We start from the raw sequence: 14,640 nt of genomic DNA on the forward strand, positions 1-14,640 counted from the left end.
TCATGGCGCACCACAGTGAAGAACTGATCATCGAAGCGCTGGATATCCACAAGTCGTTTGGCACGCTGCAGATCCTCAAGGGGATTTCCCTGCAAGTGCGGCGCGGAGAAGTGGTGGTGCTGATCGGCGCCTCGGGTTCGGGCAAGACCACCTTTATCCGTTGCATCAACCTGCTCGAAGACATCCAGGGCGGGCGCATTCGCGTCAACGGCCGCGCCATGGGCTATCGCGAGCGCAGCGACGGCAGCCTGGTGCGCGACTCGGAGCGCAACATTGCCCGTCAGCGCCGCGACATCGGCATGGTGTTCCAGCGCTTCAACCTGTTCCCCCACATGACCGCGTTGGAAAACATCATCGAAGCGCCGATCCAGGTACTCGGTACGCCACGCGCCGAAGCCTTGGAACAGGCCCGTGGATTACTCGCTCGGGTCGGCCTGGCCGACAAGGCCAGCCACTACCCGTCGATGCTCTCCGGCGGCCAGCAGCAACGGGTGGCCATCGCCCGCGCCCTGGCGATGAAACCCCAGGCCATGCTGTTCGACGAACCCACCAGCGCCCTCGACCCGGAAACCGTCGGCGAAGTGCTGCAGGTGATGAAGGAACTGGCCGAGGAGGGCATGACGATGGTGGTGGTCACCCACGAAATGGGCTTCGCTCGTGAAGTGGCGGACCGGGTGGTGGTGCTCGACCAGGGTGAACTCATCGAACAAGGGCCACCGGAACAGATTTTCAGCCACCCCAGCCATCCCCGTACCCGAGCCTTTCTCAGTCGCGTGTTATGACCTTTTTGAAGAGCCTCTGCCATGTTGAAATTTTCTGCTCACGAGTACCCTTATCCCTCGCAGCGCCAGAGCGTGTTTGCCCAGCGCGGCATGGTCGCGGCGTCCCAGCCCTTGGCCGCCCAGGCCGGTATCGAGGTGATGCAAAAGGGCGGTAACGCCATCGACGCCGCCATTGCCACGGCGGCCGCTTTGACGGTGGTGGAACCCACCGGCTGTGGCCTTGGCGGCGATGCGTTTGCCTTGGTCTGGTGCAAGGGCCAGTTGCACGGTCTGAATGGTAACGGCCATGCGCCGGCTGCCTTGAGCATCGAGGCGGTCAAGGCTGCGGGGCACGACCAGATGCCGCTGTATGGCTGGACACCCGTCACCGTGCCAGGCTGCCCGTCGGCCTGGGCCGAGCTGTCGCGACGCTTCGGCAAATTGCCGTTCGCCGAGTTGCTGCAACCGGCCATTCGCCTGGCGCGTGACGGTTTCCCGCTATCGCCGGTGATCGCCCATCTGTGGCAGGCCGCGCTGGATGAGTTTGCCCCCCATCGTGCCCCGGCCCTGGACGCCTGGTTCGACACCTTCCTGATCGACGGCCGCGCGCCACGGGCTGGTGAGATTTTCCGCAACCCGGCCCAGGCCCGCACCCTGGAAGAACTGGCGGCGACCCGCTGCGAAAGCCTGTATCGCGGTGCCCTGGCCGAGCGCCTGGATGCGCATTCCAAGGCCAGCGGCGGCTACCTGCGCGCCAGCGATCTCCAGGATTACCGTGCGCAGTGGGTGGAGCCGATCCACGTCAACTACCGGGGTGTAGACGTGTGGGAGATCCCACCCAGCGGCCAAGGCCTGGTGGCGTTGATGGCGCTGAAAATCCTCGAAGGTTTCAGCTTCGATCACCGCGACAGCCAGCAGACCTGGCACCGTCAATTGGAGGCAATGAAACTTGCCTACAGCGATGGCCTGCACTACATCACCGACCCACTGCACATGCGCGTGGCCGTCGCTGACCTGCTCAGCGATGACTACAGCGCGCGTCGCCGTGGGCAGATCGGCGAGCAGGCCCAGCCGCCCAAACCCGGGGACCCTCACGCCAGTGGCACGGTGTACCTGGCCACGGCCGACGCCGAGGGCAACATGGTTTCGTTTATCCAGAGCAACTACCACGGTTTCGGCTCCGGCGTGGTGCTGCCCGACAGCGGCATCGCCCTGCAAAACCGTGGGCAGGAGTTCAGCCTCGACCCGACCCACGCCAACTGCCTGGCGCCGGGCAAAAAAACCTTCCACACCATCATCCCCGGCTTTCTCACCAAGGACGGCCAGGCTCTCGGCCCGTTCGGCGTGATGGGCGGCTACATGCAGCCCCAGGGCCACGTGCAGATGGTGATGAACCTGGTGGATTTCGGCCTCAACCCGCAAGCGGCGCTGGATGCGCCGCGCTGGCAATGGCTGGGCGACATGAACGTGGGCATCGAACAGGGCGCCTCCCGCGACCTGGCCAACGCCTTGGCGCGGCGCGGACATCAGGTGCAGATCGCCAGCGACCTCACTGACTACGGGCGCGGGCAGATCATCCTGCGCGACCCGGTCAGTGGTGTATTGTGCGGCGGCACTGAGCCGAGGACGGATTCAACGATCGCAGTGTGGTAAGCAAAAAAAATTGGCGGAGCCTGTCCCTTTTTTTCATCTCGCCTGTCATTCCAGGCAAGTGAACACTATTGAGAGCTTCCGCCAATGCCCGTCGTCCGCCCCTTGCTGAAACTGAGCCTGCTGCTGAGCCTCAGCGCCAGCCCGTTCTTCGCCGCCGTCAGCTACGCCGAAGACACCGCCACCCGCCGCAGCTACCAGGTGCCCGCCGGCAGCCTGAGTGCGGCGCTCACCCGCTTTGCCGGGTTGGCGGGCGTCAACCTGTCTGTGGACCCGGCGTTGGTCAGCGGGCGCAGTAGCAGCGGCTTGTCCGGCGAATATGGGGTGGAGGAGGGCTTTGCGCGCTTGCTGCAAGGCTCTGGCCTGAAACTGCAACCGATGGGCGCGCAGGCGTACATGCTGGTGCCGGTGCCGGAGGGCAGCACACTGGAGTTGGCCCCGACGTCGATCCTCGGCACCACCGGCCTGTATGACGGCGACACCTACGCCGGCGGCCAGGTAGCGCGCCGCACGGCCCAGGGCATGCTCGGCACGCGGGACTTCATGGAAACCCCGTTCAGCATCACCACTTACACTGCGGATGCGGTGAAGAACCAACAGGCCCGCACCCTCGGCGACCTGATCGCCGCCGACCCCTCGGTGCGCGCGACCAACCCGGCGGGTGGGCGCTACGAGCAATTCACCATTCGCGGCTTCAGCCTGTTCAACAGTGATGTGGCCTACAACGGCCTGTATGGCGTGCTGCCGACCTACACCATCGACATGGAAATGGCCGACCGCGTCGACATCCTCAAGGGCCCGAGCCAGTTGATCAACGGCATCTCGCCGCGTGGCAGCGTGGGCGGCGGGATCAACGTGGTGCCCAAGCGTGCCACTGACAAGGACATCAACTCGTTTACCGGCAACTGGGCGTCCGACAGCCAGGCCGGCGGCGCGGTGGACATTGGCCGGCGCTTTGGCGAAGACAACCAGTTCGGCATCCGCTTCAACGGCGTGAAGCAATCCGGCGACACCGAGTGGGATCACCAAAGCGTCGACCGCGAAATGGCCGTGCTGGGCCTGGATTTCCGTGGCGAACGCCTGCGCCTTTCCACCGACATCGGCCACACCGAGCGTGATACCGATGCACCGCAAGAGCGCGTACAGGTAGCGGCAGCAGCGCCGGTGCCCAGCGCCAATGACGTGCGCCGCAACTATGCGCAATCCTGGAGCAAGGCCCGCACCAACGACACGTTCGGCACGGTCAATGCCGAGTACGACCTCAGCGACAACGTGATGCTTTACGGCGGCGTGGGCGCGCGCAAAAGCAACCACGATTTCCTGCGTCACGCGGTATCCGTCAGCAATGCCGCCGGTGATTTCGCAGTGTCGCCTCGCGACTTCACTCGCGATGAAAACGTGCGCACCTACACCGCTGGCGTGCGCAACTGGTTCCATACCGGGCCGGTGAGCCATGAGGTCAATCTGGCTGCCAGCTACTTCGATATGGACTTCACCAACGGCGGCGCGCGTTATACGTCACCCTCAAGCAACCTCTACAATCCCGTGCAAACCCCGACGCCTTCACGGCCGACGCGGTTTGATCCCAAGGTCTATACCGAAAACAAATTTACCGGCGTCGCCTTGTCCGACACCTTGGGCTTTTTCGACGACCGTCTGCTGCTCACCCTCGGTGCACGCTGGCAGCGTGTGAAGGTCGATGACTGGAGCGACGGAGTCAAAGGCGACACGGCCTACGACGAAGAAAAAGTCTCACCGTCCGGCGGCCTGCTGTTCAAGGCCACCGACAAGTTGTCGCTGTACGCCAACTACATGGAAGGCCTGAGCCAAGGCAAGATCGCGCCGTCCACCTCGCGAAACGAAGACCAGATCTTCCCGCCGTTCATCAGTCGCCAGGTGGAAGTGGGCGCCAAATACGACGCTGGCGCGTTCGCCGTGACCGCCGCCGTATTCCGCATCAAGCAGCCAGCCTATGAAACCAACGCCACCACGCGTGTATTCGGGCCTAACGGCAAGCGCGAGAACTCAGGCGTAGAACTGAGCGTGTTCGGCGAACCGCTCAAGGGCTTCCGCCTGCTTGGTGGGGTGATGTACATCGACAGTGAGCTGAAAGACACCACCAACGGCACCTGGGACGGCAACCGCGCCCCGGCCACGCCTAAATACAACGTCAACCTCGGTGCCGAATGGGATGTGCCGGGCCTCGATGGGCTGACGTTGACCAGCCGTGGCATCTACTCCAGCTCGCAGTACCTGGACCAGTCCAACGTCAAGGAAATCGACGCCTGGAACCGCCTCGATTTGGGTGCGCGCTACGGGTTCAAGGTGGACGATAAACACATCACCTTGCGGGCGAATGTGGAGAACGTCGCCGATAAGCGCTACTGGAGTTCGGCGGGTGCGTCGGACGATAGCGAGCCGGGGCTGACCTTGTCGACGCCGCGTACCTACCTGCTGTCGGCCACCGTCGACTTCTAACCTGTAGGAGCGGGCTTGCCCGCGAAAAACGCCAACGATGACGCGGGCATCCTGGATGAACGCGTTGTTCTTGGGTTCTTCGCGAGCAAGCTCGCTCCTACAGTGGGAGGTGACAGGCGGGGTATAAATGAGAATGTTTTTTGATCACGCCGCCCCGATATGGAATAGTACCCGCCGTTTTCCCCGGCCTGTCTAGCTGGGGTGTTTTAACGCCGAGGTCCTTGTCATGCGAATGCTGCGCTCCATCCCCACCCTTGCCGCCTGCGTCCTGGCGTTGTCTTCAAGCCTGCTGAGCGCCGCCCCCATCGACCTCAACGACGGCCAGCACGCGGTGCATCTGCCGGATGCACCCAAGCGTGTGGTGGTGCTGGAATTCTCCTTTCTCGACAGCCTGGCCGCCGTTGACGTAACGCCCGTCGGCGCCGCCGATGATGGTGATGCCAACCGCGTGTTGCCCCGTGTGCGCCAGGCCATCGGCCAATGGAAGTCCGTGGGCCTGCGCTCGCAGCCGAGCATCGAGGAAATCGCCCGGCTCAAGCCGGACCTGATCGTCGCCGACCTCAACCGTCACCAGGCCTTGTACAACGACCTGGCGAGCATCGCGCCGACCCTGTTGCTGCCATCGCGCGGCGAGGATTACCAGGGCAGCCTGAAATCCGCCGAGCTGATCGGCAAGGCGTTGGGCAAGAGCGATCAGATGGCCGCGCGAATCCAGAAGAACCGCGAGAACCTCAAGGCTATCGCACAACAGATCCCGGCCGGCGCCAGCGTGTTGTTTGGCGTCGCGCGTGAAGACAGTTTCTCCGTGCATGGCCCGGACTCCTACGCCGGCAGCGTGCTCGAAGCCATCGGCCTGAAAGTCCCCTCGGTACGCGCCAACGCCGCGCCTACCGAGTTCGTCAGCCTGGAGCAATTGCTCGCCCTCGACCCCGGCTGGTTGCTGGTCGGGCATTACCGTCGCCCCAGCATCGTCGACAGCTGGAGCAAGCAGCCGCTGTGGCAAGTGCTGGGCGCGGTGCGTAACAAGCAGGTGGCCGAAGTGGATGGCGACAGCTGGGCGCGCAACCGCGGCGTACTGGCGTCGGAGCAGATCGCTGAAGACGCATTGGCGATCCTCAAGGGCGGTAAAGCCGTACTGAGCCAATAAGCATGGGGCGAAGTGTTGCGGCGGCAGGCATCGTGCTGCTGGGCGCCGGGTTGTTCTGGCTGTCGCTGTACAGCTGGTCACCCTTCACCATTACGGCGACGGATGCGTGGAATGGCCTGATCCATCAAGGCAGCGCGGGCGGCAACATGGCCTACATCGTCGCCCAGTTGCGCGTGCCACGGGCCGTGTGTGCCGCGTTGGTGGGCGCCTGCCTGGGCCTGGCCGGTGCGTTGATGCAGGGCATTACCCGCAACCGCCTGGCCTCGCCATCCTTGTTTGGTGTGACGGCAGGGGCGGCGTTGGGCTTGGCATTGTTTTCCACCGGGTTGGTCGCGCCGCCGTTTGCCGGTGGCGCCTTGTTGATGACCTGCCTGGGTGGCGCGCTGGCCTGGGTCACGGTGTTCAGCCTCGGCGGCGCGTGGTCGCCGACCACCGCCCAAGGTCGCCTGGTATTGGCCGGCGTGGCCGTGGCAGCGTTGTGCGCGGCCTTGACCCGGCTCACGGTGATCCTGGTCGAGGCCCAGGCGCAAAGCGTGCTCAACTGGCTGGCCGGTTCCCTGGCCAATGTCGGCGCTGCCCAGGTGCAACTGCTGTGGCCGTGCACCTTGATCGGCGGCCTGTGGGCGCTGTGGTGTGCGCCGCGCCTGAACCTGATCAACCTCGGCGAAGACGCCGCACGCTCCCTGGGCGTGGGCATTGCCAGCCTGCGTTTGCAGGTGTTCATCGCCAGCCTGTTGCTGGTGGGCGCGAGCGTCTGCGCGGTGGGGCCGATCGGGTTTGTCGGGCTGATCGCACCGAATATCCTTCGCCAATTCCTTGGTAATGACTACCGCTGGCTGATCCCGCTGAGCGCGGCATTGGGTGCGGTGATCGTGCTGGGCGCCGACCTGCTCAGCCGCGCCGTGGCGTTTCCGGTGGAGACCCCGGCGGGTGTGGTCACCGCGCTGATCGGCGCGCCGTTCTTCCTCTTTCTTGCCAGGCGCGCCCTATGACCCGGCCTCCCTTGCGCCTATGGCTGCTGCTCGGCCTGTTGCTGCTGGCGACGTTGATCAGCCTCAGTGCCGGCACTGTGTGGCTCACCCCAGACACCGTGCTGGACCGCCTGCTGGCCAACGACGCCCTCGACTTCGAAGTCTGGAACCACCGCCTGCCACGCAGCTTGATCGCGATCCTTGCCGGTGCAGCCTTCGGCCTGGCCGGGGCGATTGTGCAGGGTGTGATCCGCAACCCGTTGGCCTCGCCGGAAATCCTCGGTGTGACCCAAGGCGCCGGGCTGGCGCTGACCGTGGCGATCATCAGTTGGCCGCATTTGCCGATCGTGTGGCTGCCGCTGGTGGCTTGCCTGGGCGGGGCCGGCGGCGCGTTGCTGCTGGCGCTGTACAACACCGGGGTGAGTTTTTCCGGGGTGCGTTTTGCGTTGTCCGGGGTTGCGATTGCGGTGACGCTGTCCAGCGTTACCGAGTTTCTGATCCTGTCCCATCCGCTGGATATCAACACCGCCTTGCTCGCCCTCACCGGCAGCCTATGGAGCCGCAACTGGCACCATGTGGCGCTGGTGTTGCCGTTCCTGGTGCTGATTCCCGTCGGGTTGTGCCTGGCCAAACCGCTGAACCTGATCGCCCTCGGCGATGAAGCGGCCCATAGCCTCGGCACGCCACTCAGTCGCACACGCTGGCTGGCGATGGCCTGCGCGGTGCTGCTGACCAGCCTGGGCGTGGGGGTAATCGGGCCGATCGGTTTTATCGGCCTGGTCGCGCCGCACATGGCGCGGCGCTTGGTGGGCGGGCATCACCAGTACCTGCTGCCGGCGGCAATGCTGATCGGTGCGTTGCTGCTGGTGCTGGCCGACACGTTGGGGCGCACGTTGATCGCGCCCAGCGAAATCCCCGCCGGGGTGCTCACGGCGGTGATTGGCGCGCCGTATTTTCTTTGGTTGCTGGCACGGTTCAAGGGCTGATCACATGAGTATTCTTCACGCACGGCAGCTCGACATTGGCTACGGCACCACGTGCATCGTGCAAGGCCTGTCCTTTGCGCCGCCGACCGGGAAGGTCACCGCCTTGATCGGGCCCAATGGCTGCGGCAAGTCGACCTTGCTCAAGGCCTTCGCGCGCATCCTCAAGCCGACCCAGGGCGAGTTGACCCTGGATGGCCAGGCCTACGCCAGCCTGTCCGCCCGCGAGTTGGCGCGGCAGATCGCGTTCTTGCCGCAGGTGCTGCCGGTGCCGGAAGGTGTCAGCGTGCGTCAGTTGGTCGCCTATGGCCGCAGCCCGCATAACTCGCTGTGGGGACGCTTGAGCGGCAGTGATCAATCCCACGTGACCCAAGCCATGCAGCGCCTGGAGCTGGACGTGTTGGCTGATCGCGCATTGGCCGATCTGTCCGGCGGCCAGCGCCAACGGGCTTGGCTGGCGATGGTGTTGGCGCAGAATGCGCCAGTGGTGTTGCTGGATGAACCCACCACCTACCTCGACATCAGCCATCAAGTCGAACTCATGGACTTGATGGGTGAACTGGCCGCCGAAGGCAAGACTGTGATCACGGTGCTGCACGACATCAACCAGGCTTGCCGCTACGCCGACCATTTGGCGGTAATGCACGGCGGCAAGTTGGTGGCTGATGGTGCGCCGGGGGCGGTGATCAATGCCGAGTTGATGAGGCAGGTGTTTGATGTGCAGGTGCAAGTGATGCAGGAGCCGGTCGCCGGTACACCCATGTGCCTCGTGGAAAAGAGCACGCGAGGCACAGATAAACCCTTGTAGGAGCCGGCTTGCCGGCGAAGGTCGCCAACGATAACGCGGGAAACAGGAATGGACGCGCTGCCTGTGGGTTTTTCGCCGGCAAGCCGGCTCCTACAGGGAAGCGGCTTTGCGCACGTCGATTGCCTTGGGCAACAGGTGGTTCTGATAGAACAGATCCGCCGTCGCCTGCTGCGCCGCGATGATCGTGTCGTCAATCGGCAAGATCGGCGAAGGCGGGCGGTTATCCATGTAACGCGCGATCACCTCGGCAGGCAGTCCCATAAACCCCTTCAGTACGTTCAAACTGTCTTCACGCTGGCTGCGGGTGAGCGCTTCGGCAGCGCTGAGCTCATCCAGCAGGTCATGTACAAACACGCCATTGGCCTTCGCATAGTCGCGACGCGCGGTATACACCGGCCCCGACAAACCCAGGCCTTCGCCATTGGCCAGCACATGGCTGGGGCTTTGGCTCAATGCCAAGGATGAATAGGGCTCCCAGATGGCCCAGGCATCCACGCTGCCTTGTTCGAACGCCGCGCTCGCGTCGGCAGGGGGCAGGTACACCGGCTGGATATCCTTGTAGCTCAGCCCGGCCTTGTTCAGGGCGCGCAGGATCAGGTTGTGGGAACTGGAACCCTTCTGGAAGGCGACTTTCTTACCCTTCAGATCCGCCACTGAATGCAGCGGGCTGTCGTTGCGCACCAGGATGGTTTCGGCGCTGGGCTTGGGCGGTTCGGCGCCGATGTAGACCAGGTCCGCGCCCGCCGCCTGGGCGAACAGCGGCGGGATGTCGCCGGTCGAACCCACGTCCAGCGCGCCGACGTTGAGCGCTTCGAGCATCTGCGGGCCGGCGGGGAATTCGATCCACTTCACGTCGGTGTGCGGGAAGCGTTTTTCCAGCAGGCTATGTTCCTTGGCGAGCACCAGGGCGATGGAGCCTTTCTGGTAGCCGATGCGCAGGGTCGCGGGGTCGGCCGCCAGTGCGGTTTGAGTGACGGCCAGCAGGGCGAGTAACAGTGCGGGAATCTTCATGCATCGTCCTTTTTGAAGCGGTTTTCGGGGCGCGCCAAACCGAGGTTTTCACGCAAGGTAGTGCCGGTGTATTCGGTGCGGAACAGGCCGCGCCGTTGCAGCTCCGGCACGACCCATTGGGCGAAATCCTCCAGCCCGCCCGGCAGGTGCGGCACCAGGATGTTGAAGCCATCGGCGGCGCCGTTTTCGAACCAGCGTTGCAGCTCATCGGCGATCTGCGCGGGCGTGCCGATCAGGCTGTAATGCCCGCGACCACCCGCGATCCGTCGGCCCAATTGCGCCAGCGTCAGTTTCTCACGGTTGGCCAAATCACTCAGCAGTTGCTGACGGCTGCGCTGCCCGCTGTCGGTCAGCGGCAACTCCGGCAACGGCCCGTCCAACGGGTAGCCGGACAAGTCGAAATTACCTAGCATGCGCCCCAGCAAGGCGATGCCCACTTCGGGCTCGACCAGGTCCTGGAACGCCTCGAACTTCGCCTGGGCTTCGGCCTCGGTCTGGCCGACCACTACGAACACCCCCGGCATGATTTTCAGCGAATCCGGCTCACGCCCATATGGCTCAAGCCGCCCTTTGAGATCCGCATAAAACGCCTGCGCATTTTCCAGCGACGTTTGCGCGGTAAACACCACTTCTGCCGTTTGCGCCGCCAGTTCACGGCCGGTTTGCGATGAGCCCGCCTGCACGATCACCGGGTGGCCCTGCGGCGAGCGCGCCACGTTCAGCGGGCCCTTGACGCGGAAATGTTCACCGACATGGTCCAGCACATGCTGTTTCGCCGGGTCGTAGTAGTTGCCGCTGGCCTTGTCCCGCACGAAGGCATCGTCCTCCCAGCTGTCCCACAACCCGGTCACGACGTGATGAAACTCCCTGGCGCGGCTGTAGCGCTCGGCGTGGCCGAGGTGTTCATCGCGGCCGAAATTCTGCGCTTCAGCGGCGGCATCCGAGGTCACCAGGTTCCAGCCTGCACGGCCTCCAGACAGATGATCCAGCGAGGCGAATTTGCGCGCCACGTGATAGGGCTCGTTGTAGCTAGTGGTTGCCGTGGCGATCAGGCCGATGTGGTCCGTCACTGCACTCAACGCCGAGAGCAAGGTCAGCGGTTCGAAGTGATCCGAACGCGCCATATGGCTGGCGATGTCACCTGTGGCCGCCGCAATGCTATCCGCCACGAACAGCGCATCGAACTTGGCCGCTTCAGCCACCCGTGCCAAATGCTTGTACTGGGCAAAATCCAGCCCGGCATTGGCCGGCACGTCCGGGTGGCGCCAGGCGGCGACGTGGTGCCCGGTGGCCATGAGGAAGGCGCCGAGTTTCAGTTGACGGCTCATGCTTAGAAATCCTTGCGCAGTTGCACGCCGAAGTAACGTTCGTCGTCACGGGGCACGGCGCGGTAGATGTAGTTGCCGCCGCTGGCCAGCAGCGGTGAGTAGGATTTGTCGGCGAGGTTCTTCGCCAGGAATGCGACGCGCCAGCCATTGCTGTAGTCGGCCAGGGCCACGCTGGCGTTCCAGATGCCGTAGGCACCTTGTTTGGTGTCAAGGTTCTGGCTGATGTCGTACTGCACTTCGCTCTGCCAGCTGTAGTCGGTGCCCAGTTCGATGTCCAGGCCATTATCCAGCGGGATGCTGTAGTCGGCGCGCACGTAGCTTTTCCAGTCCGGGCTGAAAGGCAGCGGCTTGCCATTCACGTTGCAGGTCGCGGCGGCACCGGCCGGGCAGGCGAATTCGTCGATGCGCGCGCGGGTGTAGGCCAGGGCACCGGACAGCTTGAGTTGCTGGGTGGCCTGCAAGGCGTAATCCAACTCGACGCCTTCGGTGCTGACGCTGCCGGCGTTGATCAGGCGCGTCACCACTTGCCCGGCGACCGTGTCGAAAAAGTTGGCCTGGTAGTTGTCGTAATCGCTGTGGAACACCGCCAGGTTGGTGGTCAGGCGGTTGTTCCAGGCACTGGCCTTGATCCCGGCTTCCCAGGTGTTGGAGGTTTCCGGCTTGAGCGCGTCGGTGTCACGCGGCTGCATATTGAAGAACACGTTGTAGGCCGGGCCTTTGTAGCCGCGCGAATAGGTCAGGTAGCTGGTGACGCTGTCGCTGATGTCGTACTGCACGCCCAGGCGACCGGACCAACCGTCCTCGTCCACCGAACCGGAGCTGGACGTGGCCGGTTGAATCCCGCTGACCGTAGTGGCCGAAGTGGAGGCGCGGCGGTGATCGTATTTCAGGTCATCGTGGGTGTAGCGCAGGCCGGCGATGCCACGAAACCGCGAGGTGAAGTTCAGCGTGGTCTCGCCGAACACCGCGTAGCTGTCGTTGGTGGTGCTGTAGTCGGCGATGCCGCGGTCGGTACGCGTGGTGGTGGTGAGGGTGCGCTGGTAGGTTTCTTCGTCCTTGCCGTGCATGTAGAACAGGCCGCCGACATATTCCAGGAACTCACCTTTGGGCGAGGCCAGGCGCAGTTCCTGGGAGTATTGGTTGAATGCGAGCGTGCCTTTGTCGGCGGTACCGGGAAACGCGGCGGTCACCGTGCCAAGGCGGTCGCCGTCCTGATATTGGGTGTTGTCCCAACCGCGCCAGGCGGTGATCGACGTCAGGGTGTAGTCGCCGAGGTTCCAGTCCAACTGGGCGGACAGGCCCTTGTTGGTGTCTTCCACATGGCTGCGGGTATCGGTGTTGACGTCGCGGTTGTCGCTGGAGGCCCGCACCGGGCTCAGCGCGTTGGCGAACGCCGGGGTCAGGGACTTGCTGACCACGCCATTCGGCGCGTCGTCGTGGGACTGCATGTAGTCGGCGATCAGGGTCAGTTTCAGGTCGTCGTTGGGGGTGAATTCCAACTTGCCGCGAATGCCCTTGTGGTTGTAGCCGTTGACCTCCTGGCCATTGTGCTGGTTGTCGACATTACCGTCGTAGCTGCCGAACAGCGTACTGATCGAACCCTTGAGCACATCCGGCACCAGGCTGCCGCCGATGCCGAACCGGGTACGGCTTTCGTTGCCGCTGTAGTACGACTGGTCGATATAGCCATGAGTCTCGGCGGTGGGCGCCTTGCTGGTGATGTTCAGCACACCGGCCGAGGCGTTCTTGCCGAACAGTGTGCCTTGGGGGCCGCGCAGCACCTCGATGCGTTCGAGGTCGAGCAGGTCAAGGGTGGCCTGGCCGGGGCGGGCGTAGACCACGCCGTCGATCACCGTGGCCACCGTCGGCTCGACGCCGGGGGAGGTGGAAATGGTGCCCACGCCGCGCACGAACAGCGAGGTGTCCTTGTTGGAAGCGCCGGTGCGAAAGTTCAGCGACGGCACCTGCTGCGCGATGCTCGCCACGCCGTTGCGGTTATCGCGCTCCAGCTGTTCGCCATCGAGGACCGAGACGGCCACCGGGACTTTTTGCAGCGATTCTTCGCGGCGGGTGGCGGTGACGGTCACGGATTTGAGTGTCGGCTCCTGCGCATCGGCCGCAAAGGCACCGGGGGCGGGAAGGGTGGTCAACCCGGCCAGTATCAGAAAAGTGCTGCGTTGGAAGGTGTGCATGCTGTGCCCGCTCGAAAAGAATGCCCTGAACCGCTGCGGTTCTTGCGACCGTCAGCGCCTGTGAAATGTCTTTGGCATTCGCTCGAGCGAGTAGCAGACAACGCGCTTTGTTAGCGCTAACATCGCCATTATTGGTAGGTCTGGTTTAGAACGTCAAATACTGAAAAATTAGTCCTATATTCTTTTTGGTTTTTAACAGGATCATCCCGTGAGCGAAGACAAACCGCGCAAACGCCGTGGCGCCGGGCGTGTCACCTTGAATACCGTGGCCCGCCAGGCCGGGGTGTCGGCGATTACCGTGTCGCGTTACTTCAACCAGCCGGAACAGGTGTCACCCGAACGCCGCGAGCGCATCGCCGAGGTGGTGGCCGAGCTGGGTTATGTGCCCAACCTGGTGGCCGGCGGGCTGGCCTCGGCACGTGGGCGCATTGTGGCGATGGTGATCCCGAACATCTCGGGGCCGATCTTTGCCAATACCATCCAGGGCTTCAGCGACACCCTCAGCCGGCATGGCTATCAACTGTTGCTGGCGTCGAGTTACTTCAGCGCCGAGCAGGAAGAGAGTGCGGTGCGTGCGTTCCTTGGCTGGTCGCCGGCGGCGCTGGTACTGACCAGCCGCTTCCACAGCGCGACGACTGAAAAGATGATCGCCGACGCGGATGTTCCGGTGGTAGAAACCTGGGACTACGTGCCCGAACGCGCACCGCTGCAGATTGGGTTTTCCCACTTCGAAGTGGGCGTCACCGCCGCGCGTTACCTGCATGGTCAAGGCTATCGGCGCATTGCCTTCGTGCAGAACAGTGCAGCAGGGGACTTCAGCGCCATGGAGCGGGGTGAGGGTTTCGCCGCGACTTTGACCGAGTTGGGTGTGCAACCCTGGGTCTTCTCTCCCGACCCAGATCGCGCGCCCTTCGAAGCGGGTAAACAGGCCATGGAGGTATTGATGAGCCATGCTACGCCACCAGATGCGATCTTCTTCGCCAATGACAACCTGGCGGCCGGTGGTTTACTGGCTGGGCAGCGGGCCGGACTGAAGATCCCCGAGAAGTGCGCGGTGCTCGGTTTCGGCGATTACCCGTTCGCCGAAATGCTGCTGCCGAGCCTGAGTACGATCAAACCGCCCGCATTGGAAATAGGTGTGTTGGCCGCCACGCGTGTGCTTGAAAGTTTGGGTGTGCTGCCTGTAGAAGATGAAGTAACGCGTTTGAATTTATTGGAATGCCGTTTGATTGCGCGTGAAAGCGCCTAAGTGGCTAATTGCAACTAGTGGGATGATGGCTATTAGCTGCCAAGGCTCTGGCGCAATGGTCT

Annotated in this window: 11 protein-coding genes; 8 read left to right on the forward strand and 3 right to left on the reverse strand. The window is 63.6% G+C overall.

Features of this window, described 5'->3' with window-relative positions; translation table 11 throughout:
• The first annotated feature begins 2 nt into the window (after positions 1 to 2).
• The 7 genes from HX868_RS12945 (at position 3) to fecE (ending at position 8,798) form a co-directional block, all read left to right on the forward strand.
• Positions 3 to 782 carry an amino acid ABC transporter ATP-binding protein gene (locus HX868_RS12945; protein WP_177003117.1) on the forward strand — a complete coding sequence of 260 codons (780 nt, stop codon included), beginning with the start codon at positions 3 to 5 and terminating at the stop codon, positions 780 to 782.
• A gap of 21 nt (positions 783 to 803) precedes the next feature.
• Complete coding sequence (locus HX868_RS12950; protein WP_177003118.1) at positions 804 to 2,414, forward strand: gamma-glutamyltransferase family protein; 1,611 nt, start codon at positions 804 to 806, stop codon at positions 2,412 to 2,414.
• Positions 2,415 to 2,498: 84 nt separating this feature from the next.
• The gene (locus tag HX868_RS12955; RefSeq protein ID WP_177003119.1) at positions 2,499 to 4,889 is read left to right on the forward strand and encodes a TonB-dependent receptor; all 2,391 of its coding nucleotides are present in this window, start codon (positions 2,499 to 2,501) and stop codon (positions 4,887 to 4,889) included.
• A gap of 232 nt (positions 4,890 to 5,121) precedes the next feature.
• The gene (locus HX868_RS12960) at positions 5,122 to 6,036 is read left to right on the forward strand and encodes a Fe(3+) dicitrate ABC transporter substrate-binding protein (RefSeq protein WP_425504226.1); all 915 of its coding nucleotides are present in this window, start codon (positions 5,122 to 5,124) and stop codon (positions 6,034 to 6,036) included.
• A 2-nt stretch (positions 6,037 to 6,038) separates the two neighbouring features.
• Complete coding sequence (fecC, locus tag HX868_RS12965) at positions 6,039 to 7,028, forward strand: iron-dicitrate ABC transporter permease FecC (RefSeq protein WP_177003121.1); 990 nt, start codon at positions 6,039 to 6,041, stop codon at positions 7,026 to 7,028.
• A complete protein-coding gene (locus tag HX868_RS12970; RefSeq protein WP_177003122.1) occupies positions 7,025 to 7,993 on the forward strand; it encodes an iron chelate uptake ABC transporter family permease subunit in 969 nt (322 codons plus the stop codon). The genes fecC and HX868_RS12970 overlap by 4 nt, the downstream gene beginning before the upstream one ends.
• Positions 7,994 to 7,997: 4 nt before the next feature.
• The gene (fecE, locus tag HX868_RS12975; RefSeq protein WP_177003123.1) at positions 7,998 to 8,798 is read left to right on the forward strand and encodes a Fe(3+) dicitrate ABC transporter ATP-binding protein FecE; all 801 of its coding nucleotides are present in this window, start codon (positions 7,998 to 8,000) and stop codon (positions 8,796 to 8,798) included.
• Positions 8,799 to 8,888: 90 nt separating this feature from the next.
• Here the strand turns inward: fecE and HX868_RS12980 are convergent, their stop codons facing one another.
• The 3 genes from HX868_RS12980 to HX868_RS12990 are packed head-to-tail and all read right to left on the reverse strand — an operon-like array spanning position 8,889 to position 13,329.
• A complete protein-coding gene (locus tag HX868_RS12980) occupies positions 8,889 to 9,809 on the reverse strand; it encodes a sulfonate ABC transporter substrate-binding protein (protein ID WP_177003124.1) in 921 nt (306 codons plus the stop codon).
• A complete protein-coding gene (locus HX868_RS12985) occupies positions 9,806 to 11,137 on the reverse strand; it encodes an LLM class flavin-dependent oxidoreductase (RefSeq protein WP_177003125.1) in 1,332 nt (443 codons plus the stop codon). The genes HX868_RS12980 and HX868_RS12985 overlap by 4 nt, the downstream gene beginning before the upstream one ends.
• Positions 11,138 to 11,139: 2 nt before the next feature.
• Positions 11,140 to 13,329: a TonB-dependent receptor gene (locus tag HX868_RS12990; RefSeq protein WP_177003126.1), complete on the reverse strand. Its 2,190-nt coding sequence runs from the start codon at positions 13,327 to 13,329 to the stop codon at positions 11,140 to 11,142.
• A gap of 208 nt (positions 13,330 to 13,537) precedes the next feature.
• Here HX868_RS12990 and HX868_RS12995 point away from each other — a divergent pair, with 208 nt between their 5' ends.
• The gene (locus HX868_RS12995) at positions 13,538 to 14,578 is read left to right on the forward strand and encodes a substrate-binding domain-containing protein (protein ID WP_177003127.1); all 1,041 of its coding nucleotides are present in this window, start codon (positions 13,538 to 13,540) and stop codon (positions 14,576 to 14,578) included.
• Positions 14,579 to 14,640 lie beyond the last annotated feature (62 nt).

It is taken from the genome of Pseudomonas reactans (genome assembly GCF_013385825.1).
Taxonomy (GTDB): domain Bacteria; phylum Pseudomonadota; class Gammaproteobacteria; order Pseudomonadales; family Pseudomonadaceae; genus Aquipseudomonas; species Aquipseudomonas reactans.

Coding starts and splice junctions, on each gene's coding strand:
- HX868_RS12960 (WP_425504226.1), top strand. CDS start 5,122: ATGCTGCGCTCCATCCCCACCCTTGCCGCCTGCGTCCTGGCGTTGTCT.
- HX868_RS12955 (WP_177003119.1), top strand. CDS start 2,499: ATGCCCGTCGTCCGCCCCTTGCTGAAACTGAGCCTGCTGCTGAGCCTC.
- fecC (WP_177003121.1), top strand. CDS start 6,039: ATGGGGCGAAGTGTTGCGGCGGCAGGCATCGTGCTGCTGGGCGCCGGG.
- HX868_RS12945 (WP_177003117.1), top strand. CDS start 3: ATGGCGCACCACAGTGAAGAACTGATCATCGAAGCGCTGGATATCCAC.
- HX868_RS12950 (WP_177003118.1), top strand. CDS start 804: ATGTTGAAATTTTCTGCTCACGAGTACCCTTATCCCTCGCAGCGCCAG.
- HX868_RS12980 (WP_177003124.1), bottom strand. CDS start 9,809: ATGAAGATTCCCGCACTGTTACTCGCCCTGCTGGCCGTCACTCAAACC.
- HX868_RS12985 (WP_177003125.1), bottom strand. CDS start 11,137: ATGAGCCGTCAACTGAAACTCGGCGCCTTCCTCATGGCCACCGGGCAC.
- fecE (WP_177003123.1), top strand. CDS start 7,998: ATGAGTATTCTTCACGCACGGCAGCTCGACATTGGCTACGGCACCACG.
- HX868_RS12970 (WP_177003122.1), top strand. CDS start 7,025: ATGACCCGGCCTCCCTTGCGCCTATGGCTGCTGCTCGGCCTGTTGCTG.
- HX868_RS12990 (WP_177003126.1), bottom strand. CDS start 13,329: ATGCACACCTTCCAACGCAGCACTTTTCTGATACTGGCCGGGTTGACC.